Source organism: Ramlibacter sp. WS9, assembly GCF_003797765.1.
In the GTDB taxonomy this organism is placed as follows: domain Bacteria; phylum Pseudomonadota; class Gammaproteobacteria; order Burkholderiales; family Burkholderiaceae_C; genus Ramlibacter.
The window spans coordinates 293,961-315,145 of sequence record NZ_RKMB01000003.1 but is presented as its reverse complement, the minus strand read 5'-3'; the positions used below and the strand labels follow the sequence as shown (position 1 = coordinate 315,145).

The 21,185-nt window shown below is 65.8% G+C and carries 23 protein-coding genes and 1 pseudogene; 10 read left to right on the top strand and 14 right to left on the bottom strand.

Features of this window, described 5'->3' with window-relative positions; translation table 11 throughout:
• Positions 1-197: 197 nt before the first annotated feature.
• The 8 genes from EEB15_RS07395 to EEB15_RS07360 all read right to left on the bottom strand — a co-directional run bounded on the left by EEB15_RS07395 (position 198) and on the right by EEB15_RS07360 (position 9,728).
• Entirely contained in the window at positions 198-575 is a 378-nt protein-coding gene (locus EEB15_RS07395; RefSeq protein ID WP_141509161.1) for a hypothetical protein, read from the bottom strand.
• A gap of 33 nt (positions 576-608) precedes the next feature.
• Positions 609-3,722: an efflux RND transporter permease subunit gene (locus tag EEB15_RS07390; RefSeq protein WP_141509159.1), complete on the bottom strand. Its 3,114-nt coding sequence runs from the start codon at positions 3,720-3,722 to the stop codon at positions 609-611.
• 8 nt (positions 3,723-3,730) lie between these two features.
• Complete coding sequence (locus EEB15_RS07385) at positions 3,731-4,837, bottom strand: efflux RND transporter periplasmic adaptor subunit (RefSeq protein ID WP_141509157.1); 1,107 nt, start codon at positions 4,835-4,837, stop codon at positions 3,731-3,733.
• A gap of 8 nt (positions 4,838-4,845) precedes the next feature.
• Positions 4,846-5,409, bottom strand: a complete 564-nt coding sequence (locus EEB15_RS07380) for a hypothetical protein (protein ID WP_141509155.1) — start codon at positions 5,407-5,409, stop codon at positions 4,846-4,848.
• Complete coding sequence (locus EEB15_RS07375; RefSeq protein ID WP_158290026.1) at positions 5,406-6,557, bottom strand: TolC family protein; 1,152 nt, start codon at positions 6,555-6,557, stop codon at positions 5,406-5,408. The genes EEB15_RS07380 and EEB15_RS07375 overlap by 4 nt, the downstream gene beginning before the upstream one ends.
• Before the next feature lie 129 nt (positions 6,558-6,686).
• Positions 6,687-7,046, bottom strand: a complete 360-nt coding sequence (locus EEB15_RS07370; protein ID WP_141509151.1) for a hypothetical protein — start codon at positions 7,044-7,046, stop codon at positions 6,687-6,689.
• A gap of 14 nt (positions 7,047-7,060) precedes the next feature.
• A complete protein-coding gene (locus EEB15_RS07365) occupies positions 7,061-7,462 on the bottom strand; it encodes a DUF3703 domain-containing protein (RefSeq protein WP_141509149.1) in 402 nt (133 codons plus the stop codon).
• Positions 7,452-9,728, bottom strand: a complete 2,277-nt coding sequence (locus EEB15_RS07360; protein ID WP_141509147.1) for a cation-translocating P-type ATPase — start codon at positions 9,726-9,728, stop codon at positions 7,452-7,454. The genes EEB15_RS07365 and EEB15_RS07360 overlap by 11 nt, the downstream gene beginning before the upstream one ends.
• Positions 9,729-9,779: 51 nt before the next feature.
• On the opposite strand from EEB15_RS07360, the gene cadR reads away from it, so the two are divergent.
• Positions 9,780-10,301, top strand: coding sequence for a Cd(II)/Pb(II)-responsive transcriptional regulator (gene cadR / locus EEB15_RS07355; RefSeq protein ID WP_141509145.1), 522 nt, complete (start codon positions 9,780-9,782; stop codon positions 10,299-10,301).
• A gap of 90 nt (positions 10,302-10,391) precedes the next feature.
• On the opposite strand, the gene EEB15_RS07350 is transcribed toward cadR, so the two are convergent.
• Positions 10,392-11,033, bottom strand: coding sequence for an NrsF family protein (locus tag EEB15_RS07350; RefSeq protein ID WP_141509143.1), 642 nt, complete (start codon positions 11,031-11,033; stop codon positions 10,392-10,394).
• Entirely contained in the window at positions 11,030-11,599 is a 570-nt protein-coding gene (locus EEB15_RS07345; protein ID WP_199236475.1) for a sigma-70 family RNA polymerase sigma factor, read from the bottom strand. Before EEB15_RS07345 ends, EEB15_RS07350 begins: the two co-directional genes overlap by 4 nt.
• A 155-nt stretch (positions 11,600-11,754) precedes the next feature.
• Between EEB15_RS07345 and EEB15_RS07340 the strand changes: the two genes are divergently transcribed.
• The 4 genes from EEB15_RS07340 to EEB15_RS07325 are packed head-to-tail and all read left to right on the top strand — an operon-like array spanning position 11,755 to position 14,172.
• Positions 11,755-12,042: a DUF2282 domain-containing protein gene (locus EEB15_RS07340; protein WP_141509142.1), complete on the top strand. Its 288-nt coding sequence runs from the start codon at positions 11,755-11,757 to the stop codon at positions 12,040-12,042.
• A 17-nt stretch (positions 12,043-12,059) separates the two neighbouring features.
• Positions 12,060-12,902, top strand: a complete 843-nt coding sequence (locus EEB15_RS07335) for a DUF692 domain-containing protein (protein WP_141509140.1) — start codon at positions 12,060-12,062, stop codon at positions 12,900-12,902.
• Positions 12,875-13,687: a DNA-binding domain-containing protein gene (locus EEB15_RS07330; protein WP_233259390.1), complete on the top strand. Its 813-nt coding sequence runs from the start codon at positions 12,875-12,877 to the stop codon at positions 13,685-13,687. The genes EEB15_RS07335 and EEB15_RS07330 overlap by 28 nt, the downstream gene beginning before the upstream one ends.
• Entirely contained in the window at positions 13,684-14,172 is a 489-nt protein-coding gene (locus tag EEB15_RS07325) for a DoxX family protein (protein ID WP_141509138.1), read from the top strand. Before EEB15_RS07330 ends, EEB15_RS07325 begins: the two co-directional genes overlap by 4 nt.
• Positions 14,173-14,255: 83 nt before the next feature.
• Here the strand turns inward: EEB15_RS07325 and EEB15_RS34180 are convergent, their stop codons facing one another.
• Together EEB15_RS34180 and merC are read right to left on the bottom strand one after the other, a co-directional pair.
• A complete protein-coding gene (locus EEB15_RS34180) occupies positions 14,256-14,495 on the bottom strand; it encodes a GDCCVxC domain-containing (seleno)protein (protein ID WP_141509136.1) in 240 nt (79 codons plus the stop codon).
• Positions 14,492-14,914 carry an organomercurial transporter MerC gene (gene merC / locus EEB15_RS07315; protein WP_141509135.1) on the bottom strand — a complete coding sequence of 141 codons (423 nt, stop codon included), beginning with the start codon at positions 14,912-14,914 and terminating at the stop codon, positions 14,492-14,494. Before merC ends, EEB15_RS34180 begins: the two co-directional genes overlap by 4 nt.
• 65 nt (positions 14,915-14,979) lie before the next feature.
• Here merC and merR point away from each other — a divergent pair, with 65 nt between their 5' ends.
• Entirely contained in the window at positions 14,980-15,444 is a 465-nt protein-coding gene (gene merR / locus EEB15_RS07310) for an Hg(II)-responsive transcriptional regulator (RefSeq protein ID WP_141509134.1), read from the top strand.
• Here the strand turns inward: merR and EEB15_RS07305 are convergent.
• Both EEB15_RS07305 and EEB15_RS07300 read right to left on the bottom strand, forming a co-directional pair.
• The gene (locus tag EEB15_RS07305) at positions 15,441-15,662 is read right to left on the bottom strand and encodes a hypothetical protein (RefSeq protein WP_141509132.1); all 222 of its coding nucleotides are present in this window, start codon (positions 15,660-15,662) and stop codon (positions 15,441-15,443) included. The genes merR and EEB15_RS07305 overlap by 4 nt on opposite strands.
• Positions 15,663-15,744: 82 nt before the next feature.
• A pseudogene (locus tag EEB15_RS07300) lies at positions 15,745-17,169 on the bottom strand (short-chain fatty acyl-CoA regulator family protein); the annotation flags it as partial.
• Positions 17,170-17,272: 103 nt separating this feature from the next.
• Between EEB15_RS07300 and EEB15_RS07295 the strand changes: the two are divergent.
• The 4 genes from EEB15_RS07295 to EEB15_RS07280 are packed head-to-tail and all read left to right on the top strand — an operon-like array spanning position 17,273 to position 21,166.
• Positions 17,273-17,653, top strand: coding sequence for an acyl-CoA thioesterase (locus EEB15_RS07295; RefSeq protein WP_141509128.1), 381 nt, complete (start codon positions 17,273-17,275; stop codon positions 17,651-17,653).
• On the top strand, positions 17,650-18,804 hold the full coding sequence (prpC, locus tag EEB15_RS07290; protein WP_141509126.1) for a 2-methylcitrate synthase: 1,155 nt from the start codon (positions 17,650-17,652) through the stop codon (positions 18,802-18,804). Before EEB15_RS07295 ends, prpC begins: the two co-directional genes overlap by 4 nt.
• Positions 18,805-18,846: 42 nt before the next feature.
• Positions 18,847-20,298: a bifunctional 2-methylcitrate dehydratase/aconitate hydratase gene (locus EEB15_RS07285; protein ID WP_141509125.1), complete on the top strand. Its 1,452-nt coding sequence runs from the start codon at positions 18,847-18,849 to the stop codon at positions 20,296-20,298.
• A gap of 1 nt (position 20,299) precedes the next feature.
• On the top strand, positions 20,300-21,166 hold the full coding sequence (locus tag EEB15_RS07280; protein ID WP_141509122.1) for an oxaloacetate decarboxylase: 867 nt from the start codon (positions 20,300-20,302) through the stop codon (positions 21,164-21,166).
• Positions 21,167-21,185 lie beyond the last annotated feature (19 nt).

Here is a 21,185-nt window from a genome sequence, read left to right as displayed (position 1 = left end):
ACGATCGACCCGCGGCGCGGGGGCGTTCTTGTCACGGCAATCAGAATACTGTCGCTTCCCGATTTCCGTGGCACTCCCGACTTTCAGGACCTCGGCTTTGCGCCAGCCGTCGCTCCAGCTGTACTTGCCCTCGTAAACCGTGGCGCAGCCAGGCGCCACCATGGCAACGAGCAATGCGCCAACAAAGGGCAATGCCCTCATTTGATCTCGAATCGGGCGGTTGCGGCCGGCTTGCCCGCGAGAGTCACTGAGGCGATTCCTTTCGTGCCTTTGGTCACCTTGAAGGTGCCCTTGGCCTCCAGCTTGTCGCCGGTCGGGGCCAAGTCGACTTCCGTCTTTTCGGAGCCATTGAGCAAGGTGACCTTGCCCTTGGCACCGTCGAGTTTCACGGCCTTGCCGTGCTCGCCGACATAAACCTGGATCAGGTCGGGTTTGGCGACCACTTCGAAGTCGAGCGCCTTGGTCTCGATGGCGATGCCGCCGTGCTTGGGCGCGTTGTGGTCGTCCTTCTTCTGGGCGAATACGGCACCGCTGAAGGCGATGGCTGCTGCGATGACGATGGTCTGGAGTTTCATGGGATTGCCTTTCATGGGACAGGTTGAAGAAAACTAGTAAGCCTCGGTGCCGGAGTCGTCCACCAGGTTCTCGATCGGCTCGCGGCCGAACAGCTTGACCATGGCGGGCGTGAGGAAAGAGTCCAGCAGCGTGGAGGTGATGAGGCCAAAGAAAATCACAACGGCCACCGGATGCAGGATCTCGGTGCCCGGCCGGTCGGCCTCGAAGAGCAAGGGCGCGAGCGCCAAAGCAGCCACGAGCGCCGTCATCAGCACCGGCGTCAGCCGCTCGAGCGAGCCGCGCACCAGCATCTGATCGTCGAAGCTCTCGCGCTCGAAGGCACACAGGTTGATGTAGTGCGACACCTTCATGATGCCGTTGCGGATCGCGATGCCAGCCAGCGTGATGAATCCCACCAGAGCCGCGATGGACAGTGGCTGGCCGGACAGCCACAGGCCGAACACCGCTCCCACCAGGGCCAGCGGGATGTTGGCCATGATGATGAAGGCCAGGACCGCCGACTTGTAGCGCGAGAACAGGATCAGGTAGATCAGCACGACTGACGCGATCGACAGGAGCCCGATCAGCCGGCTCGCGTCCTCCTGCGCCTGGAACTGCCCGCCGATGGTGATGAAGTACCCCTCGGGCAGCTTGACCTCGGAGGTGACGCGCCGGATATCGCCCACCACGTCGCTCAGCGCCCGTCCCTGCGCATTGGCCGAGATCACGATGCGGCGGCGCCCGTCGTCGCGGCTGATCTGGTTGGGCCCGTCGGACTCTTCCACCGTAGCCAGCTGCGACAGCGGCACCCGCCCGCCTGGCGTGTCGATGAAGATGTTGCGCAGGCCCTCGATCCCGCGGGCGGACTCCGGCAGCCGCAGCACCAGGTTGAAACGGCGGTTGCCCTCCACGATCTGGGTCACCTTCTCGCCATCGATCATCATCTGCAGCTCGCGCAGCAGCTTGGCTGGCGGCAGACCGTAGCCCAGCGCCTTGTCATAGTCGACGCGCACCTTGATCTGTGGCGTCAGGACCTGTTTCTCCACTTCCAGATCGACCACGCCCTTGATGCCGGCCAGCTGCTGGCGCAGCGCCTCCGCCTGGCCGCGCAGGGTATCCAGGTCGTCGCCGTAGACCTTGATCGCGATCTGCGTGCGCACCCCCGACAGCATGTGGTCGATGCGGTGGCTGATCGGCTGGCCGATGCCGATGGCGGCGGGTAGTGCGGACACCTTGCTTCGCAGGTCGGCGTAGACCTCCTCGACGCTGCGATCGCTGCGCTTCAACTTGACGTCCAGCTCCGACACGTGGACGCCCTCAGCGTGCTCGTCCAGCTCGGCCCGACCGGATCTCCGTCCGACATGCTCGACCTCCGGCACCGCCTGCAGGTTGACCTCGGCCACCGCGCCGATGCGGGATGTCTCCGCCAAGGTGGTGCCCGGGTTGAGCCTCAGGCCGACCAGCGCCACACCTTCATTGAAGGGCGGCAGGAATGTCGTTGGGAAGAACGGCACGGCGACACCGGCCACGATCACCGCCACCCCGCCCGCCACCAGCCAGGGTTTGGGCCGCTCCAGGACACGCCGCAGACCGAGCTGGTAGCGACTCTTGATCCACGCCTGGACCCGCGTATCGCCGTGGTCCAGGCCCTTGATCCGGGGCAGCAGGTAGTAGGCCATCACCGGGGTCACGGTCACGGACACCAGCATGGAGGCGAGCAACGAAACGATGTAGGCCACCGCCAGCGGCTGCATCAGCCGTCCCTCGATCCCGGGCAGGAAGAACAGCGGCAACAGCACCAGCACGATGATCACCGTGGCGTACAGGATGGCGGACCGCACCTCCAGCGTCGAACGCGCGATCAGTTCCAGCGGGCCCATGCGGTGGTCGGGATGGGCGGCGCGGTCCATCTTCAGCCGCCGCAGAACGTTTTCGACGCCAACCACCGCATCGTCGACCAGGCCGCCGATGGCGATGGTCAGGCCACCCAGTGTCATGGTGTTGATCGAGAAGCCGAAGTACTTGAACACCAGCACGGTGATCATCACGGACAGCGGGATGGCCGTGAGCGCGATCAGGGTCGTGCGCACGTTCATGAGGAACAGGTACAGGACAGCCGCCACCACGGCACCGGCGGCCAGGAACTTGCCTTGCAGCGTGTTCACCGACGCCTCGATGAAGCTGGCTTGCCGCATCGTGACGATGGGCGCGCCCATGCCGGCGGGCAGGCTCTTCTTGAAGCCTTCCAGGGCCTCTTCCACCTTTGCCGTCAGCTTGACGGTGTCGGCATCGGGCTGTTTCTGGATGCCCAGCAGAACCGCCGGCTTGCCGTTGTAGCCCGCGTCGCCACGCTTGATCGCCGGCGCAAAGGCAACCGTCGCGACCTGTTTCAGACTTATCGGCTGGCCATTGCGAAACGCCACCGGCAGCCGCTCCAGGTCCTCGATGCGCGTGGTTCGGCCGATGTTGCGGATCAGGTACTCACGCGAGTTGAGTTCCAGGAAGCCGCCGCTGGTGTTGCCGGAGAAGCCCTTGAGGGTGTCTTCGATCGTCTCCACGGTGATTCCGAACGCTGCCATGCGCTGCGTATCGGGCTGCACCTGGTATTGCCGCACCTCGCCGCCGATCGGCACCACCTGGGCGACTCCCGGAATGGTCAGCAGCCGCGGCCGGATCACGAAGTCGGCGTACTCGCGCACCGCCATCGGATTGATCTTTGCGGGGTCGATCGGCAGGGCCACGGACATGATCTCACCCATGATCGAGCTGACCGGGCCCATGCCCACGTGCTCGATGCCGGGCGGCAGCTGCTCGCGCGCGGTGGACAGGCGCTCGCCCACCATCTGGCGGGCCCGGTAGATGTCGGTCTTCCAGTCGAAGGTGACGTAGACGAACGCCAGGCCGACGCTGGACACCGAGCGAATGCTTTCGACGCCGGGAATGCCGCCCATGGCGGTTTCCAGCGGCGCGGTGATCAGCTGCTCGACCTCTTCCGGCGCCATGCCGCCGGCCTCGGCCTGCAACGTGACCGTCGGTTTGTTCAGATCTGGGAACACGTCCACGGGCATCTGTGTGAGCGTGAATGCGCCGTAGAACATCAGGATCATCGCGGCGACCACCACGATGAGCCGGTTGTGCAGGGAAAAGTCAACGAGTTTTTCGAACATCGTGGACCTCAGCGCACCTGGTTGACCAGCGCAGCGCCCTGGGTCACCACCCGCTCACCCGCCTTCAGCCCATCGACCACGGACACCGTGGCACCGTCCAGCGCAACCGTGCGAACCGGTCGCGGTACAAAAGTCTCGGCTCCGGTGTGGACCCAGACCGTGTCCTGGTTGCTCGGGTTCTTGACCACGGATGCGGCCGGAACCGGAATGCCCTGAATGGCGTTTCGCGTGTTCACCACAACCTTGACCGGTTGGTTGACGGCCAGGGGAACGGCACCGGTCGCCGTAGTGCGAAACAGCAGAGGGATCGCGCCTTCCCGTTGGGCGCGCCCGGCGCCCACAAAGCGCAGCGGCACACTCACACCGGCGGCCGGCGAAGCGCTGGCCGAAGAAATGCCCGAAAGCAACGAGGCATCGAAGGCCAGCGCCTCCACCATCAGCCGGGCTGGGTCCACGATCTCGAACAGCAGTTCGCGCGCGTCGACGACCTGGCCTGCCACCACATTGGCCGCCGAGATCACACCGCTGATCGGCGCCACGAGCGACTCTGACGCGGAGACGGAACCGCGCACGGCGGCAACGCGCTGCTGCAGGCTCCCGACATCGGCTTGGGCGGCCTCGATGTCCTTTTGCGGGACGGTGCCCTCCAGCTGCGCCAAACGAGCCGCGCGGCGGCGCGCGAGCTCAAGCTGCGCGCTCAGCTCGGCGCTCTGCGCCTGCTGGTTGGCGCGCTCGATCGCTCCGGCGGATGACCGAACGATCGCCAGCACCTCGCCCTTGCGAACGGACTGCCCGAGTTGCGGCAGGCCGCGCGCGCCGGCCTCGATACGCCCGGCCTGGGTCGGCTGGACGCGGCCGCCGGCGTTCGCATCCATCAGGACGCGGCCGGTGAGTTCCACGGTCTGGGGCACCGTCTTGGCTTCCGTGAGCACGGTGCGCACCGCCAGCTGCCGCTGGGAGGTCTTGGGCAGGAACACACTGCCGTCCGGGTTGCGCTTGGGCGAATTGCTGCTGGCCGCCGGCGCGGATTCGCCGTGGTCGTGCCCGGGGCCGGCCAGCGCCGCCGGCGTCAGGAACACACTGGCAAGGACCAGGCTGGAAAGGATTCGTTTCATCATCTTCTTCAACCGTTCGCGCGGGCCAGCCGCGTGGTCCTGTATTTGCGTGTGAGGAACACGGCGAGTGCGATCGTAGCGGCGGCTGCCAGGGCGTACCCGAGCCAGTGCAGCCACGTGCGGCCTGCTTCGTCGTGATGGTCGTGCGGGTCCTTCAGGTCCAGGTCCGCGGCCAGAAGGTCCGTGTCGGCTCCGGCCGTCACCGTGAACGAGAAGGGCAACTCGCCCGGCTTGGCCAAGGCGTCGAACTTGATCAGGTAGGTGCCGTCGGCCTGCGGTGTGGCTACGCCCTTGTTCGTTCCCGACTCGTACTCGATCTTGGCGTTGAGGATCGGCTCGTTGGTGGCGAAGCGGTCGAGGTAGACGGCCATCTGGCCCTTGTCGACGATGCCCACCAATTCGAACAGGTCGGAGTGGGCCTGGATGCGTGGGCTGGCCGTGCCGGTAGCCACCGGCGCTTCATCGCCATGGTTGTGCCCGTCGCCCGCCAGGGCCGCCCCGGCGGCGGCGAGCAGCGCGGTGGCGGCAAGGCCGCGCCGCAAGGCATGGAAGAAGAAGTACGTGACGCTCATGGAAGGATTCCGTTGGCTTGATTGAGTTTTGCGATGGCGCGGCGAGTCTCCAGCCGTGCCTTGGCGTGTGCGAGTTCGGCCTCGAAGCGTTCGCTCTCGGCACGCAGGCGCGTGGGCAGATCGCTCTCACCGAGGCGGTACGACTTGGCGATCAGGGCCTGAACTTCGCGGCTGGCGGTTTCCCGTTCGGCAGCGAGTGCTTCGGCACGCTGGGCGGCTGCCAGCTCGGCGCGTGTGGCCTCCTGTTCGGCGTCCACGCTGCGCACGGTGGCCTGGGCTTCGGCTTCGGCCGCATATACCTCCGCTTGCGCAGCCGCGAGCTTCGGTGCGTTGCGGCCGTGGCTGCCCAAGGGCACGCGCAGGGACAGCTTGAGGGAGGTTTCGTTCGGCGCACCGAACGCGGCGCGCTCGCGAACCATGCCCACACCGACCTCCACGGGATCGCGGTGATCGGCCTGCGTCCAGGCAAGCTTGGCCTGTGCGGCGCGCAGCTGAGCCTGCGCCGCGGTCACCGCCGGATGCTCCTGCGCACTGCCAGCCTGTTCGTCGAGTGATGCCGACTGGGCGAGTCCGGTCAACGCCCGCCACTGCGCCAGCGAACGGGCCTGCGCGCTCTGCGCCTGCGCTTGGGCGGCGGCGGCCTGGCGCTGGACCGATTGCGCCTGCAGCAGATCCACTCGGGCGACTTCACCGACCTTGACGCGCCGCTCGACGTCTCCGGCCAGCACCTGGGCCTCGCGCAACTTGCTCTGGGCCACCTCGCGTTCGATCTGCGCGATAGCGGCCTGAGCCGCCAGTTCCCGCACCTCGGCGGCCAACTTCATCTTGGCCAGTGCCTGCTGTTGCTCGAACGAAGCACGGTCAGCCTCGACCTGGTCCGCTGTGGCGCGGCGCACACCCGGTGTCCAGAGCGGCGCGGTGACCTCGAACTCGGACTCGCGCAGCCCGCCGTTGCTGCCGACGCGATCGGTGCGATGACCCAGCGACAAGCTGGGCGGGCCCGCTATCAGCGAAGACGCGGCCCGGGCTCGGGCCTCCAGTTCAGCTTGGCGGCTGGCGAGCGCCCGCGCCTGGGGACTCAGCGACCAAGCTGCTTCAACGGCTTGGCGCAATGACGGCGCGGGCTGGGCCAGGGACGGGCCCGACATGGCCATCCAGCCCAACAAAACGGCCACAGCGGGCCTCGAAACGCAGCAATGCATTCAGTTCTCCGAAAGTCAAACACGAGACTTCGGCGAACCGCGGGAAAGAAAGGGGGAAGAGGTGCGGCCCGCCGTTTAGGCGGGGAGCCACTGCGGGCGTTCGTGCCGGTCGGAGAACTGCCGCCGCGCCATGCGATCGTCAGATGCCACAAGGGGGCAGCGGGAGGGAGCGGTGGAATCGCCGGGTGCAGCCTGGGCGATCAGGTTGTGCAGGCCGTGGCAGCCGTGGGCGGCGCCGCAGCAAGGTTCGGCAGCGGCGTCCGAACCCAGGCCTTGTTTGGCCTGTTCATCGTGGACGTGCAGAATTCTTTCAGCGCCCTTGGCTGCCGCATCGGCGGAGATTGTCGGCACTTGGTCGTCGCAGAAATGCACGGCTGCCCAGCTCATCTGCAGGGGCATGACCAAGGCCAACAACAACAACCAAAAACGACGCATCGGCGCGAATCCTATCAGGAAGACGTTTCCGCCGAGTTACGGGCGGGCTTTGCAACCGCGGCAAGTCGCGCTTCGCCGATGAGCTGCTGAAGCTCCATAGACAAAGGCATGGGTTGGAAGGCGTTCACGGTCGCTCGGCCAATGTTGCCTGTCGGCAGACGTCCGACCAAGTGACCGAGCGGCACCAGTGCCAGCCGGATCAGTTGACCGCCCACCTCGGGCCAGTCGCCGGTCTTGGCGGCGAAGGCCAGCATGACGACGTGGCTGTGAACATGGAGCCGGAAATCCATCTGTCCGATGATGTGAGCCGCCATCAGCCATTGCCAGCGCTGCTCGACGCCTTCGGTCGCGCCGGCGCGAAAGCCGTCGACCAGGCGAGCGTAGACACGCCGCTGTTGTTCGCGATCAATGTGCATGGACAGGCTCCTTGCGGGATGGCGCGGCGGGCGAAGAGTCCTTCGCGCCACGCAGAAGCCGCAAGCCATTGCCCACCACTAAGAGGCTCGCGCCCATGTCCGCAAACACTGCCATCCACATGGTGGCCGATCCGAACACGGCGAGCACGAGGAACACAGCCTTGATGCCCAGCGCGAGCGAGATGTTCTGCCACAGCACGCCATGCGTGCGCCTGGAAAGCCGCACCGTCTCTGCCACCCGCTGCAGGTTGTCGTTCATGATGATGACGTCAGCTGCTTCCATGGCGATGTCGGTGCCGGCGCCGCCCATCGCGAAGCCGATGTCGGCCTGGGCGAGGGCCGGTGCGTCGTTGATACCGTCGCCCGTCATTCCCGTGGCGCCGTAGCGTTGACGCATCGCGGTGATGGCCTCCAGCTTCGCTTCCGGCAAGAGGTCTCCGCGAGCATCCTCGATGCCGGCTTGCGCGGCGATGGCCTTGGCCGTGGCCATGTTGTCGCCGGTCAGCATGACCGGAACGACGCCGAGTGTCTTGAGGTCCGCGATCGCCTGTCGAGACGTCTCCTTGATCGTGTCGGCGACGGCGAAGATCGCCAGCACCTGGTCGTCCTGGGCCAGCAGCGTGACGGTCCGGCCCTCCTGTTCGTGCTTGCTCAGTTCGGCCTCGACTTCGGGTCCGCAAAGGCCGCGCTCATGCACGGCGCGATGGTTGCCCAGCAGCAGGCTCTTGCCGTTGACGACCCCCGTGACGCCGCGCCCGGGCAAGGCGGCGAAGTCCTCTACCTCGGCGCGCTCGCCGTCCAGACCCGCGGCGATGGCTTGAGAAACCGGATGGTCGGAGCGGCTCGACAGGCTGGCTGCCAGCAGTTTGGTGCTTGCATCTTCGGCGCCGGCCCATGTGCGCCATTCCACCAGCTTCGGTTTGCCTTCGGTGATGGTGCCTGTCTTGTCCAGCGCGACCGCCTTGAGATTGCGGGCGGACTCCAGGTAGACACCGCCCTTGATCAGGATGCCGCGCCTGGCGCCGGCAGCAAGTCCGCTCACGACGGTCACCGGTGTGGAAATCACCAACGCGCAAGGACACGCGATCACCAGCAGCACGAGCGCCTTGTACAGGGCTTCCAGCCAGGTCAACTCCAGCAGGAACGGCGTCAACACGGCGACCGCGATGGCCAGCACAAAGACGGCAGGGGTGTAGATCGCGGCGAAGCGGTCCACGAAACGCTGGGTCGGCGCGCGCGTGCCCTGCGCCTGTTCCACCGCATGGATGATGCGGGCCAATGTCGTGTTGCCGGCCGCGGCCGTCACCCGGAATTCCAGCTCTCCAGTCTCGTTGATGGTCCCCGCGAAGACCTGATCGCCGGGGGCTTTGTCCACCGGGATGCTCTCGCCGGTGACCGGAGCCTGGTTGACCGCGCCCGTCCCCTTGGTGATGACTCCGTCCAGCGGCAGCCGCTCGCCCGGCTTGATGCGCACGATGGCCTCAAGCGGAACGTCGACCACCGGGGTGAGCTTCCAACTGCCGTCAGCCGCCTGGACAAGGGCCTCTTCCGGGGCCAGCGCCAGCAAGCCTTTGATCGCGTTGCGGGCTCGATCGACTGCGCGCGCCTCGATCAATTCCGCGATGGCATAGAGAGCCATCACCATGGCCGCCTCGGGCCACTGCCCAATGACGAAGGCGCCGGTGACCGCGACGGACATCAGGGCATTGATATTCAATTTGCCGCGTAAGAGCGCCGCCACGCCCTTCTTGTAAACGTCCAGGCCGGCGAGCCAGATCGCGACCGCCGCCAGCGCCATCCCGATCAGCTTCCAAACCAAGCCTTCGGGTGCGAAGAACTCCGTGGCCTCCGCCGCGACGGCCATCCCAAGCGCCATCGCCAGGCGCGCGACCCCACGTCCGATGTCGTGATCGTGGTCGTGAACGTCACTATGACCCTCGCGCGTCTGTGATTCAACAGTGTCTTTGGAGATGATCGGCTCCGGGGCGAAGCCGGCTTTCCGAATGGCTTCAAGCGCAAGCGGAAAAGCCTCGTCGGCGGCATCGATGCCGAGGGTGCGAGCGCCCAGCTGAAAGTTCAGCGAGCGAATCCCGGCAATCGGCTCCAGGGCCCGGCGAATCTCGGCCTCCTCGGCGCTGCAATCCATGGTCGCGATGCGAAAGCGTTGGCCTGCAGTGAGCGGCGCAGCCTGCGGGGCGGCGGGCGCGGCGCAGGCAGGAGAGCCGCACGAGCCTGTTTCTTCTTGGGGCAGGGTTTTTGTGTCCATGGCCTAATTGGAAACCCTGTAGCGACATTAGAGTCAAGCTGGAGCATAAACATGAAGATCGGGCAGTTGGCGGCGGCCACCGGGACGCAGGTCGAGACCATCCGGTACTACGAACGGCAAGGGCTGCTATCTGTGGCGGGAAGGACGGACGGGAACTACAGGGTCTATGACGAGAGCCACAAGCAGCGGCTGGCGTTCATTCGGCATTGCCGATGCCTGGACATGACGCTTGATGAAATCCGGACGTTGCTCGGGTACAAGGACTCGCCCCGGGGAAATTGCGGTGAGGTCGACGAGCTGCTGGATGAACATATCGGCCACGTGACCACGCGGATTCAGGAATTGAAGGCGTTGGCAAAAGAGCTGCGTGCTCTTCGTGCCAGTTGTTCCGTCGGCCGCGCCACAGCCGAGTGCGGCATTCTTGAAGGCCTGGAACGCGCCGCCCGCGAGCACGACCACGCCGCGCCGGCAGGCGGGCAGCGGCATCACGTCGGCGGGTCCCATCATGAACGGCTCGCGACCCGCAAAGGGCACGATGCGGCAAAAGGCCCGGACCCGGTGCGCGATCGGTAGGCGCGTGGCCAGTGCCGCCTACTTGCTGAGCAACTGCGGGTTATCCCGCACGTCCAAGCGCAACAATCGGCACGGAAACCAAGATCACCCCTACCAGCGCAGCAACCAACGCCCCAGCATGGCGCCCGCAAGCACCGGCACCATCATGCCGATCACGTACCAGACCGCGAGAAACGGTGCGGCGAGTTCTATGCAGTACAGCGCGTAGATTGCGGCCCCAACGCCCCCTGCCAGCGCCCCCGCGGCAGCACCCGCGAGCGCCGGCCGTGTCGGGGCCAGCCCCCTGAGCGCCAGCAGCGCCGTCACAAAAACGGGCAGAGCCATGAGGCCAATGCTCAGCGCGCAGGTGCGCCACGACTGCCCCAGCAAGGCCGGAATCCGGTCCTCCATCGGCGCGGTGAACCAGGCCGCGACGGCCATCGCCCAGACCACCAGCACCGGCGCCACCAAGCCCATCCAGGCTCGCCGCACCTCGACGCCCGGCCGCGCAAGGCGTTCCACCGTGACAAAAGCCGAGACGGCGATGCACAGCGGGAACAACAGCTTGGCCCAGAACATCGGCAGCGAGATCACTTGCCCCAAGTCGTCGCGCAATCCGTAGCCGGTGAATAGGATCGCCAGCGACAGCGGTACCCCGGCCAGCAGCGCCAGCCCGATGCGTCGGTGGGCGGCACGCCGCGGAACGGCGGTGACGCCGGTAGCGAGCATTGCCACGAGATCGTCGGTCTTCATGCAGCGCTCCTGCATCTGGCAGCCAGGGCCTTGAGGCCGCGGTGGATGCCGACCTTCACCGCCGACTCGGACATGCCGGTCAGGCTTGCGGTTTCAGCCACCGAGAGTCCTTCGATCTTCACGTGCAGGATCGGCAAGCGCTGGCGTTCGGGCAGCGTATCGAGCAGGCCACCGAGATCGCGTTTCGCGTCGCTCGCCTCAATCGCCGACTCGGCGAAGACGGCCAGGTCGTCGTCCAGTGGGTCATTTAGGTCCTCGCGGACCGACTTGGCGCGCAGCAGGTCGATCATCTTGTAACGCGCAATCGCATGCACCCAGGCCGTCAGCGGCTGGTCGCTCTGGTAGGTGTGGCGCTGGTTGTGCATGGCGAGCAAGCATTCCTGGACGAGGTCTTCCACTTCATCGGGCCAGCCAAAGAGGCGCCTGCCCAAAAAGGCGCGCAAATGGACGCTGAGCTTCTGCAGGAAGGCCCGGTACGCAGCGGCGTCTCCATTGAGGCCGCGCACGAACAAGTCGTGTAGCACCGGTTCCGCATCGCTCTTCACCATCGCATCCCATCTTGTCATTCGAACTCTCGGCTCGCCCGGTTACAGGCAGCGTCAAAAATATCCGGCCGATTGTGCCGTGCACTGTAACCGCGTCGGCACGAACGGCGAACTAGCGAAAGTGACCGCGCGTTCCGGCGCGATTGCACTCTTCAACCAACCCTCGGAGTTCATCCATGATCAATCGCCCTCTCGTCATCGCCGCCCTTGCGCTGGGCGCCCTCGCCGCCGGCTCCGCCGCGGCCCAAGACAAACCGATGGCCGACAAGATGGCCAAGATGGAGAAGTGCTACGGCGTCTCGATGGCCGGCAAGAACGACTGCGCCGCCGGGCCCGGCACCACCTGCGCGGGCACGTCGAAGGTCGACTACCAGGGCAACTCCTGGAAGAACGTGGCGGCCGGTACCTGTACCACGATCAAGACCCCCAAGGGCACCGGCTCACTGGCGCCCATCAAATCCTGATTCGCCGTTGCGCCGCCATGAACGACGTCCTCACGGCCGGTCTCGGCCTCAAGCCGGAGCACTACGCACCGGCGTTGTCGGCCGAAGCCGAGGGTCTGTGGTTCGAGGTGCACCCCGAGAACTACATGGTGGCGGGCGGCCCGCGGCTCGGATGGCTGGAGGCAATCCGCTCCCGCCATCCGGTGTCGCTGCACGGCGTGTCACTTTCGCTCGCGGGCGATGAAGAGCCGGATGCCGCGCATCTTCAAAGGCTGGCGGCGCTGGCTCGGCGCGTCCAGCCGACGCTGATTTCCGAGCATCTGGCCTGGTCCACGTGGAACGGCCAGTACTTTCCCGATCTGCTGCCTTTCCCGCGCAGCACCGCCGCGCTGCACCGAATCGCTGCCAATATCGCGCGCAGCCAGGACGTGCTGAAGACTGCGATCGCCATCGAAAACCCGTCGCACTACCTGCGTATCGACGGGCATGAGTGGGACGAGATCGACTTCCTCTGCGAACTGGCGCAGCGTACCGGCTGCACGCTGCTGCTCGACATCAACAACGTGCATGTGTCGGCGCGCAACCTTGGATTTTCTGCGACGCAGTGGCTCGACCGGTTTCCGCATGCGCTGGTCAGCGAGATTCATCTCGCGGGCCATACCGTCGATCCGGCGCTGGGGGACTCCCTGTTGATCGATTCGCACGACGCCCCCGTCGCACCGGAAGTCTGGCATCTCTATCGCCGCTTCATCGAACGTGCCGGCGCCCGGCCCACGCTGATCGAGCGCGATGGCAATGTGCCGGCCTTCGAGGAACTGATGGCCGAGCGGGGTCGGGCCGTGGCCGAACTCGAATGCGTGACGCAAGAGGCCACGACGTGAGCACGCCGCATGGCCAATTCCAGCAAGCCTTCGCGCTGGCCTTGTTCGCGCCGCTGGAAGCGGCGCAACCCGAGATGTGGGAGTTGGCAGCGCAACCCGCGTTCGCGGTTTACCGCAACACAGTAATGAAGGCTTGCATCGATGCGCTGCAAGCCAACTTTCCGGTGGTCGCGCGGCTGGTGGGCGACGAATGGTTTCGTGCCGCGGCCGCGCTCTACGTGGCCGCCGACGCGCCACGCGACGGACGCTTTCTGCACTACGGCAGCGGGTTCGCTGGCTTCCTCCGCGACTTCGAGCCAGCGGCGGAACTGGTCTATCTGCCCGGCGTGGCCCAACTCGACACCCTCTGGCGCGAGGCCCACGGCGCGCAAGATGAACCTGCTGCCGATGCCGCATGGCTCGCCCGCCACAGTCCGGAGCAGATGGCTGGCCTGGCCCTGAGTCCACATCCGGCGGCCCGCTGGATTTGGTTCGACGACCAGCCGATCTACACCGTCTGGGAGCGCAATCGCCGGCAGGTCGAAGTTCCCGAGGAGTTGACCTGGAGAGGCGAAGGCGCGCTGCTGACCCGGCCTCGCGACGCGGTGAGCTGGCGCGACATCACGAAGGCCGGTTGCGTCTTCCTCGATGCCTGTGCCGCTGGGGTCGACCTCGCCGAGGCGGGGGAGCGCGCACTGGCGGCCGACCCGCAGGCAGACCTCGCGGCCACCTTTACGACACTGCTGCAAGCCGGCGCGTTTGCCGGTACTGCTGCGCCACACGCCTCTGACGAAAGAGCACCATGAGCACAAACCTTCAAGTTCCCCGGTCGGTCGCCAGCGGCAGCCAGCGTGGTCTTCGCGCCCACTGGAACGCGGCGGCCGATCGGCTCACGCGCATCATTGCTCACGATCTGCTGCTGGCGCCAGCCGCGCGCGCAGGCGTAGCCGCGATCTTCTTCTACTCTGGCCGCACCAAAGTCGAGGGCTTCCTGACCCTGACCGACAGCGCCTATGAACTGTTCCGCACCGAATACAGGCTGCCGTTCGTGCCTCCAGAAATCGCGGCGCATCTGGCGGCCTATGCGGAGCATTTGTTCCCGCTGTTGCTGGTGCTGGGCCTGGCCACGCGCTTGTCGGCGCTGGCCTTGCTGGGAATGACACTGGTGATCCAGATCTTTGTCTATCCGGACGCGTGGCCGACGCATCTCTCATGGGCGGCATTGCTGCTCTATCTGGTGGGCCGCGGGGCCGGCCGCCTGTCGCTCGACCACGCCCTGGGCATTCGCTGACGGGCTGCAGTTGGAGGTGGTGCGGCTGTACCACGAACCGCCAGCGGCCCCCGGGCTCACACCTCAGACCGTCGATGGAACGATTAGGAGCAGGCTTTGTCGCCGGCGGCCGACTGCTTCGGCGGGCACGGTGCCGTGCCGTAGGAGCAGAAGACGCAGCAGTCCCCAGGCTTCGGTCTCAATACGCCCTTGCAGGTCTCACATTCATGAAAGAACAGGCAGGCGTTCGTGGGCATCTCCAGCCGCTGCGCATGGCCGCAATTCGGGCATGTCAACACCGACTCGAGCACCGGCACGCTTGGCAAGGCCGCTACCCGGGTCATGCCCCCACCTGACTCGCTTCGCACCCGTCTGCCGCACAACGCTTGTTCGCTGGCCAGAACAGGTCCCACAGTGAAATGGCGACCATGAAGGCCAGTCCCGCATAAAGCAAGTTGGCGGTCCACCAGTGGCCGAAGAACAGCAGCATGGCTGCCAGGACCATCGCCGGGCCGACCATCCCCAGCACGCTGCGGTGCCACTGCCGATGCCTGAACCAGCCCAGCGCGTTGGCGACCAGCGCGATCGCTGCGAACAGCGGCAGCAGCGTGTTGATGAACAAGCCCTCGTATCCGTCCAGGAAGCCGAGGCCCAGCGCCGCCCCCAGCCCTGCCAGGGCCGGAAAGCAGGCTGGGCACGAAGCCGCGGCAATCACGCTGCCCAGGGCTCCTGCCTTGTCGGCGGCGCGCGTTATCCTGTCCATTGGCCAACTCCTTGTTGCTTGAATCAGCCGACAATACTCCCGTAGTCAAGTACGGAGTCAAGCCAATGAACCCAGATCTGGAACGGATGACCATCGGGGCCTTTGCGGCGGCCGCGGGCGTCAACGTGGAGACGGTGCGCTACTACCAGCGTGAGGGCCTGTTGAGTGAGCCCAGCAAGCCCAGCGGCAGTATCCGCCGCTACGGCATGCCGGATGTGGAACGCGTGCGGTTCATCAAGTCGGCTCAACGCTTGGGCTTCAGCCTTGACGAGGTCAAAGGCCTGCTCGCGCTGGACGACGGAACCCATTGCCGCGAGGCGCGCGAGCTCGGGCAACAAAAGCTGGAGAACGTCCGCGAAAAACTGGCCGACCTGCGCCGCATCGAGTCAGTCCTGGCCCATCTGGTCATGGATTGCGAGAACACTCGGGGCACCGTGTCGTGCCCCTTGATCGCGGCGCTGCAGCATCACTCAGTCGCCAGGCCGAACACCCCTACCGCTACAAATCGCACGAGAAACAACGCGGCCTAAGAATTGTTGCCGAAGTAGTCGCACGGGGACAGCGTGTGCAGTAGGCGGCCGAGCTGGTCGGCTAGGTCCAGGTCCGAGAACGAATTGAGCAGGGCCGTGACGCGCGCGGCATCGTCGGTGAGCGACTGCCGAATGAGGGCCGCATGTCTGTTGGGCTCTGACTTTTCGTCCTTGGGCAGGAGTTCTTTCAGACTGCGCGTCTCATCAACCGTTCTCATACGGAGGGCCACCATGGAAATCGACATTCTCGGCATCGACCTGGCCAAGCGGGTGTTTCAACTTCACGGTGCCGGTCGACTGCACTGCGTACGGCGCGAGCGGCCGCCGGTTCTCGTTGATGTCGATCTGCCGCCCGATGAAGGGAAAGGCGCGCTGCGGACAGGCTTCGCGCTCGCAGACCTTGCAGCCCATGCCGATGGGCGTGGGGACTTCGGGGTCCTTGAGATCCAGGCCCTTGGAGTAGACCAGGCGCCCGGCATGCTGAATGTCGCAGCCCAGCGCGATGGCGAAGGTCTTGCCCAGCGACCCGTGGCCTTCCTGCCCACCTGAGACACTCCTGGCCACCCACAGGTAGGCCCGCCCATCCGGCATGCGCGCCAGCTGGGTCAGCACGCGACCCGGTTGCGCGAACGCCTCGTACACGTTCCACAGAGGGCAGGTGCCGCCCACTTTGGAAAAGTGGAAATGCGTGGCGGATTGCCGCTTGGAAATATTGCCCGCCCGGTCCACCCGGATAAAAAAGAACGGCACGCCGCGCGCGCTGGGGCGCTGCAGTGTGCTCAGCCGGTGGCACACCGTCTCGAAGCCGACACCGAAGCGCCGCCCCAGGCGGTCGATGTCGTAGCGCATCGCCTCCGCGGCTTCCAGGAACTGGCCATAGGGCAGCAGCAGCGCGCCGGCGAAGTAGTTGGCCAGACCGATGCGGGCCAGCGCCCTGGCCGGCTCGCCCGACAGCCCGCCGCCTTCCGACAGCCGCGCGAGTTCGCCGCCCAGTTCCAGGAAGGCGAGTTGAGTCGCCATCTGGAAGGCGGCCTGCCCGGGCTCAAGATAGGGCGAGACCTGCAGCACCTTGGCCTTGGGGTCGAACTGGCGTTGCGCGCCCATGTCGGCCTGCATCTGGGCGCTATCGGCCATACGCAGGACGCGAACTCCATGCTTCTCGTGCAGGCGGCGAACCAGGCCGTCCGTTGGATTGCCGGTTTCAAGCTTCCACTCGCGGGCCATTCGTTCCGCGGCGTCGTCCAGTTCGGCAATGTGGTTGTGCCGTGCGACGAAGAAATCGCGCACCTCTTCGTAGGGCATGGGCTGGATGCCGGTGAGGCCGCTGCGGTCGTCGCCCAGGCGCGCGGCCATGGCCTCAAGCCGCTCCATCGCCTCGCGGTGGCGGTTTTGCATGCGGATCAGCGTGCGCGCCACGGCCGGCATACCCGAGGCCAGCTCCTTGATCTCGGCCAATGAGATCGTGTCCGGCGCCGCCGCGTGGGCCAGCACTTCGCGCAGGTCGGAGATCACGCGCGCCTCGTCGTCTTCCGAAAACATCTGCACGTCCAGGCCAAAGGCCTGGTTGATCTTCAGCAGCACAGGCACCGTGAGGGGCCGCTGGTTCTGTTCCAGCTGATTCAGGTAGCTCGGCGACAAGCCGAGCGCATTCGCCAGCGTGACCTGGTTCATGCCGCGCTCTTCGCGCAGGCGCCGCAGGCGCACGCCCATGAAGGTTTTTTTCATAAGCGACTATTCGCACAATTTGCAAACATGAAGGGTTTCATTCGCATTCATTCGCCAATTCAGTCCTTCATTATGACGCGAGGTTTGCGTACATTGCGAACCCATGACGCAACCCACACGGCTGGCCGAGATCATTTTTCCCGAGCAAGCCAACCACTACGGCACCTTGTTCGGCGGCAACGCGCTGAACCTGCTGGGCAAGGCCGCCTTTCTTGCCGCCAGCCGCCATGCGCGCCGCGACGTGGTGATGGCCGCTTGCAGCGATGTGCAGTTCCATCTGCCGGTGAGGGTTGGCCAGGCGCTCGAACTCACGGCCCGCGTCACCCGCAGCGGCCGCAGCTCGATGACCGTCACGGTCCAGGGCATGGCCGAAACCCTGGCCAGCGGCGAAAACGAGCTGGCTCTGGAAGGTCGCTTCGAAATGGTGGCGGTCGATGCCAGCGGCAAGCCCGTCCGCTTCACCCTTGAAAAGGAATTCGCATGAGCGATCTCTCGCAAGCCGGCTTCAAGCCGAAGAAGTCCGTCGCGCTTTCGGGCGTGACGGCGGGCAATACAGCGCTGTGCACCGTAGGCCGCACCGGCAATGACCTGCATTACCGCGGCTATGACATCCTGGACATCGCCGAGGTCTGCGAATTCGAGGAAGTGGCCCATTTGCTGGTGCATGGCAAGCTGCCCACCCTCTCCGAGCTGCGCGCCTACAAGGCCAAGCTCAAGGCGCTGCGCGGCTTGCCCAACAGCGTGAAGGAGGCTTTGGAGCGCCTGCCCGCCTCGTCCCACCCGATGGACGTGCTGCGCACCGGCGTCTCCGCGCTGGGCTGCGTGCTGCCGGAAAAGGACGACCACAACCTGCCCGGTGCGCGCGACATCGCCGACCGGCTGATGGCCTCGCTGGGCTCGATGTTGCTCTACTGGTACCACTGGTCCACCAACGGCCAGCGCATCGCGGTCGAAACCGACGACGACTCCATCGGCGCCCACTTCCTGCACCTGCTGCACGGCCGCAAGCCCTCTGCAAGCTGGGAGCGCGCCATGCACACCTCGCTCAACCTCTACGCCGAGCACGAATTCAACGCCTCCACCTTCGCCAGCAGGGTGATTGCCGGCACCGGCTCGGACGTGTACTCCGCTATCACCGGTGCCATCGGCGCGCTGCGCGGCCCCAAGCACGGCGGCGCCAACGAGATGGCGTTCGAAATCCAGAAACGCTACGGCAGCCAGGACGAGGCCGAGGCCGACATCCGCCGCCGCGTCGAAGCCAAAGAAGTGGTCATCGGCTTTGGCCACCCGGTCTACACCGTGTCCGATCCGCGCAACGAGGTCATCAAGCGCGTCGCCAGGAAGCTCTCGCAGGAAGCCGAATCCACCAAGATGTTCGGCATCGCCGAGCGGCTGGAGCGGGTGATGTGGGACGCCAAGAAGATGTTCCCCAACCTCGACTGGTTCAGCGCCGTCAGCTATCACATGATGAGCGTGCCCACCGCGATGTTCACGCCCTTGTTCGTGATCGCCCGCACTTCCGGCTGGGCGGCGCACATCGTCGAGCAGCGCATCGACAACAAGATCATCCGGCCCAGCGCCAACTACACGGGGCCGGATGACCTGGTCTTCGTGCCCATCGCGCAGCGAGCCTGAGCCGCCCGCGCCGCCTTCCTCTTATCCCCAACAGTTCCTCCCATGTCCGCACACATCAGCAACGTCCGCCCCCAGCCCGACCAGGTTCTTACCGACATCGTCGATTACGCCCTCGGCTACCAAATCGACAGCAGTCTGGCCTACGACACCGCCCGCAACTGCCTGATCGACACACTGGGCTGTGGCCTGGAGGCGCTCGACTACCCGGCCTGCACCAAGCTGCTGGGGCCCGTCGTACCGGGCACGGTGGTGCCCCACGGTGCCAAGGTGCCCGGCACCCAGTTCCAGCTCGACCCGGTGCAGGCGGCCTTCAATATCGGCGCCATGATCCGCTGGCTGGACTTCAACGACACCTGGCTGGCAGCCGAGTGGGGCCACCCCAGCGACAACCTGGGCGGCATCCTGGCCGTGGCCGACTGGCTGAGCCGCAACGCGGTGGCCGCCGGCAAGAAGCCGCTGACCATGAGGGACGTACTCACGGGCATGATCAAGGCGCATGAAATCCAGGGCTGCCTTGCGCTGGAGAACTCCTTCAACAAGGTCGGGCTGGACCATGTGGTGCTGGTGAAGGTGGCATCCACCGCGGTGGTGGCGCGGATGCTGGGCCTCAGTCGCGACGAAATCATCAACGCCGTATCGCTGGCCTGGGTCGATGGTCAGAGCCTGCGCACCTACCGTCATGCGCCCAACACCGGCAGCCGCAAGAGCTGGGCCGCCGGCGACGCCACCAGCCGCGCGGTGCGCCTGGCGCTGATCGCCAAGACCGGGGAGATGGGCTACCCGAGCGTGCTCAGCGCCAAAGGCTGGGGTTTCTACGACGTGCTGTTCAAGGGCCAGGAGTTCAAGTTCCAGCGCCCCTACGGCAGCTACGTGATGGAGAACGTGCTGTTCAAGATCAGCTTCCCGGCCGAATTCCACAGCCAGACCGCGGTAGAAGCCGCCATGGCCTTGCACACCCGGCTGAAAGAAACCGGCAAAACCGTGGAAGACATCGAGAAGCTCACCATCCGCACCCACGAGGCCTGCATCCGCATCATCGACAAGAAGGGCCCCCTGGACAACCCGGCCGACCGCGACCATTGCATCCAGTACATGGTGGCCGTGCCGCTGATCTTCGGCCGCCTCACTGCCGCCGACTACGAGGATGCGGTCGCCGCCGACAAGCGCATCGACACGCTGCGCGACAAGATCGTGTGCGTGGAGGATGCGGCGTTCACGGCCGACTACCACGACCCCGAGAAACGCAGTATCGCCAACGCGCTGACCGTGCAGTTCAAGGATGGCAGCCGGGTGGAGGAGGTCGTGGTCGAGTACCCCATTGGCCATAAGCGCCGCCGCAAGGACGGCATTCCCTTGCTGGAAGCCAAGTTCCGCACCAACCTCGCCCGGCGCTTTCCGAAGAAGCAGCAGGACGCCATCCTGGCGGCCAGCCTGGACCAGCGGGCGCTGGAAGCCATGCCGGTGAACGAGTACGTCGATCTCTACGTGATCTGACATGACGAGGAGCACGAAGAAAACCCTGCGCGCCCTGGCCGAAGCGCGGCGAGGCTTGCTGGTGCCGGGCGCTTTCAACGCCCTGTCGGCCCGCGTGATCGCGGACCTGGGCTTCGAGGCGATCTACGTCACCGGCGCCGGCGTCACCAACATGTCGCTGGGCCTGCCCGACCAGGGCTTCATGGGTTTGCACGAAATCTGCGAGCACACCGCTCGCATCCGCGACGCGGTGGAACTGCCGCTGCTGGTGGATGCCGACACCGGCTTCGGCAACGCGCTGAACGTGCGGCACACGGTACGCCAGCTGGAACGCGCCGGGGCCGACTGCATTCAGCTGGAAGACCAGGTCAGTCCCAAGCGCTGCGGCCATTTCTCGGGCAAGGACGTGATTCCCGCCGAGGAGATGGTTGGCAAGATCAAGGCGGCCGTGGACGCGCGCCACGACGAAGACCTGCTCATCATGGCCCGCACCGACGCGCGCAGCGTCCACGGTTTCGAGGCAGCCGTCGAGCGCGCCCTGAAGTTCAGCGAGGCCGGCGCCGACATCCTGTTCGTCGAAGCCTGCGAGAGCGCCGAGGAAATCCGCCGCCTGCCGCAACTGCTGGGCAGGCCGCAGCTCATGAACATGGTGATCGGCGGGCGGACCCCGCTCTTCGATGCCGCCGAACTCGCCGACCTGGGCTTCGGCATCGTGCTCTACGCCAACGCCGCGTTGCAGGGCGCGGTCGCGGGCATGCAGAAGGCCCTGACCGTCCTGCGCGATAGGAAGCGCATCGACGAGGACCCGGCCCTGGTGACCCCGTTCGCCGAGCGGCAACGGCTGGTGAACAAGCCCTATCTCGATGCGCTGGAGAAGCGCTACGCGTGATACCCAACAACCTGGAGAC

Excerpts from the sequence above, each read along its gene's own strand:
- EEB15_RS07395 (WP_141509161.1), bottom strand. The coding sequence starts at position 575 with ATGAAACTCCAGACCATCGTCATCGCAGCAGCCATCGCCTTCAGCGGT.
- EEB15_RS07390 (WP_141509159.1), bottom strand. The coding sequence starts at position 3,722 with ATGTTCGAAAAACTCGTTGACTTTTCCCTGCACAACCGGCTCATCGTG.
- EEB15_RS07385 (WP_141509157.1), bottom strand. The coding sequence starts at position 4,837 with ATGAAACGAATCCTTTCCAGCCTGGTCCTTGCCAGTGTGTTCCTGACG.
- EEB15_RS07380 (WP_141509155.1), bottom strand. The coding sequence starts at position 5,409 with ATGAGCGTCACGTACTTCTTCTTCCATGCCTTGCGGCGCGGCCTTGCC.
- EEB15_RS07375 (WP_158290026.1), bottom strand. The coding sequence starts at position 6,557 with ATGTCGGGCCCGTCCCTGGCCCAGCCCGCGCCGTCATTGCGCCAAGCC.
- EEB15_RS07370 (WP_141509151.1), bottom strand. The coding sequence starts at position 7,046 with ATGCGTCGTTTTTGGTTGTTGTTGTTGGCCTTGGTCATGCCCCTGCAG.
- EEB15_RS07365 (WP_141509149.1), bottom strand. The coding sequence starts at position 7,462 with ATGCACATTGATCGCGAACAACAGCGGCGTGTCTACGCTCGCCTGGTC.
- EEB15_RS07360 (WP_141509147.1), bottom strand. The coding sequence starts at position 9,728 with ATGGACACAAAAACCCTGCCCCAAGAAGAAACAGGCTCGTGCGGCTCT.
- cadR (WP_141509145.1), top strand. The coding sequence starts at position 9,780 with ATGAAGATCGGGCAGTTGGCGGCGGCCACCGGGACGCAGGTCGAGACC.
- EEB15_RS07350 (WP_141509143.1), bottom strand. The coding sequence starts at position 11,033 with ATGAAGACCGACGATCTCGTGGCAATGCTCGCTACCGGCGTCACCGCC.
- EEB15_RS07345 (WP_199236475.1), bottom strand. The coding sequence starts at position 11,599 with ATGACAAGATGGGATGCGATGGTGAAGAGCGATGCGGAACCGGTGCTA.
- EEB15_RS07340 (WP_141509142.1), top strand. The coding sequence starts at position 11,755 with ATGATCAATCGCCCTCTCGTCATCGCCGCCCTTGCGCTGGGCGCCCTC.
- EEB15_RS07335 (WP_141509140.1), top strand. The coding sequence starts at position 12,060 with ATGAACGACGTCCTCACGGCCGGTCTCGGCCTCAAGCCGGAGCACTAC.
- EEB15_RS07330 (WP_233259390.1), top strand. The coding sequence starts at position 12,875 with ATGCGTGACGCAAGAGGCCACGACGTGAGCACGCCGCATGGCCAATTC.
- EEB15_RS07325 (WP_141509138.1), top strand. The coding sequence starts at position 13,684 with ATGAGCACAAACCTTCAAGTTCCCCGGTCGGTCGCCAGCGGCAGCCAG.
- EEB15_RS34180 (WP_141509136.1), bottom strand. The coding sequence starts at position 14,495 with ATGACCCGGGTAGCGGCCTTGCCAAGCGTGCCGGTGCTCGAGTCGGTG.
- merC (WP_141509135.1), bottom strand. The coding sequence starts at position 14,914 with ATGGACAGGATAACGCGCGCCGCCGACAAGGCAGGAGCCCTGGGCAGC.
- merR (WP_141509134.1), top strand. The coding sequence starts at position 14,980 with ATGAACCCAGATCTGGAACGGATGACCATCGGGGCCTTTGCGGCGGCC.
- EEB15_RS07305 (WP_141509132.1), bottom strand. The coding sequence starts at position 15,662 with ATGAGAACGGTTGATGAGACGCGCAGTCTGAAAGAACTCCTGCCCAAG.
- EEB15_RS07295 (WP_141509128.1), top strand. The coding sequence starts at position 17,273 with ATGACGCAACCCACACGGCTGGCCGAGATCATTTTTCCCGAGCAAGCC.
- prpC (WP_141509126.1), top strand. The coding sequence starts at position 17,650 with ATGAGCGATCTCTCGCAAGCCGGCTTCAAGCCGAAGAAGTCCGTCGCG.
- EEB15_RS07285 (WP_141509125.1), top strand. The coding sequence starts at position 18,847 with ATGTCCGCACACATCAGCAACGTCCGCCCCCAGCCCGACCAGGTTCTT.
- EEB15_RS07280 (WP_141509122.1), top strand. The coding sequence starts at position 20,300 with ATGACGAGGAGCACGAAGAAAACCCTGCGCGCCCTGGCCGAAGCGCGG.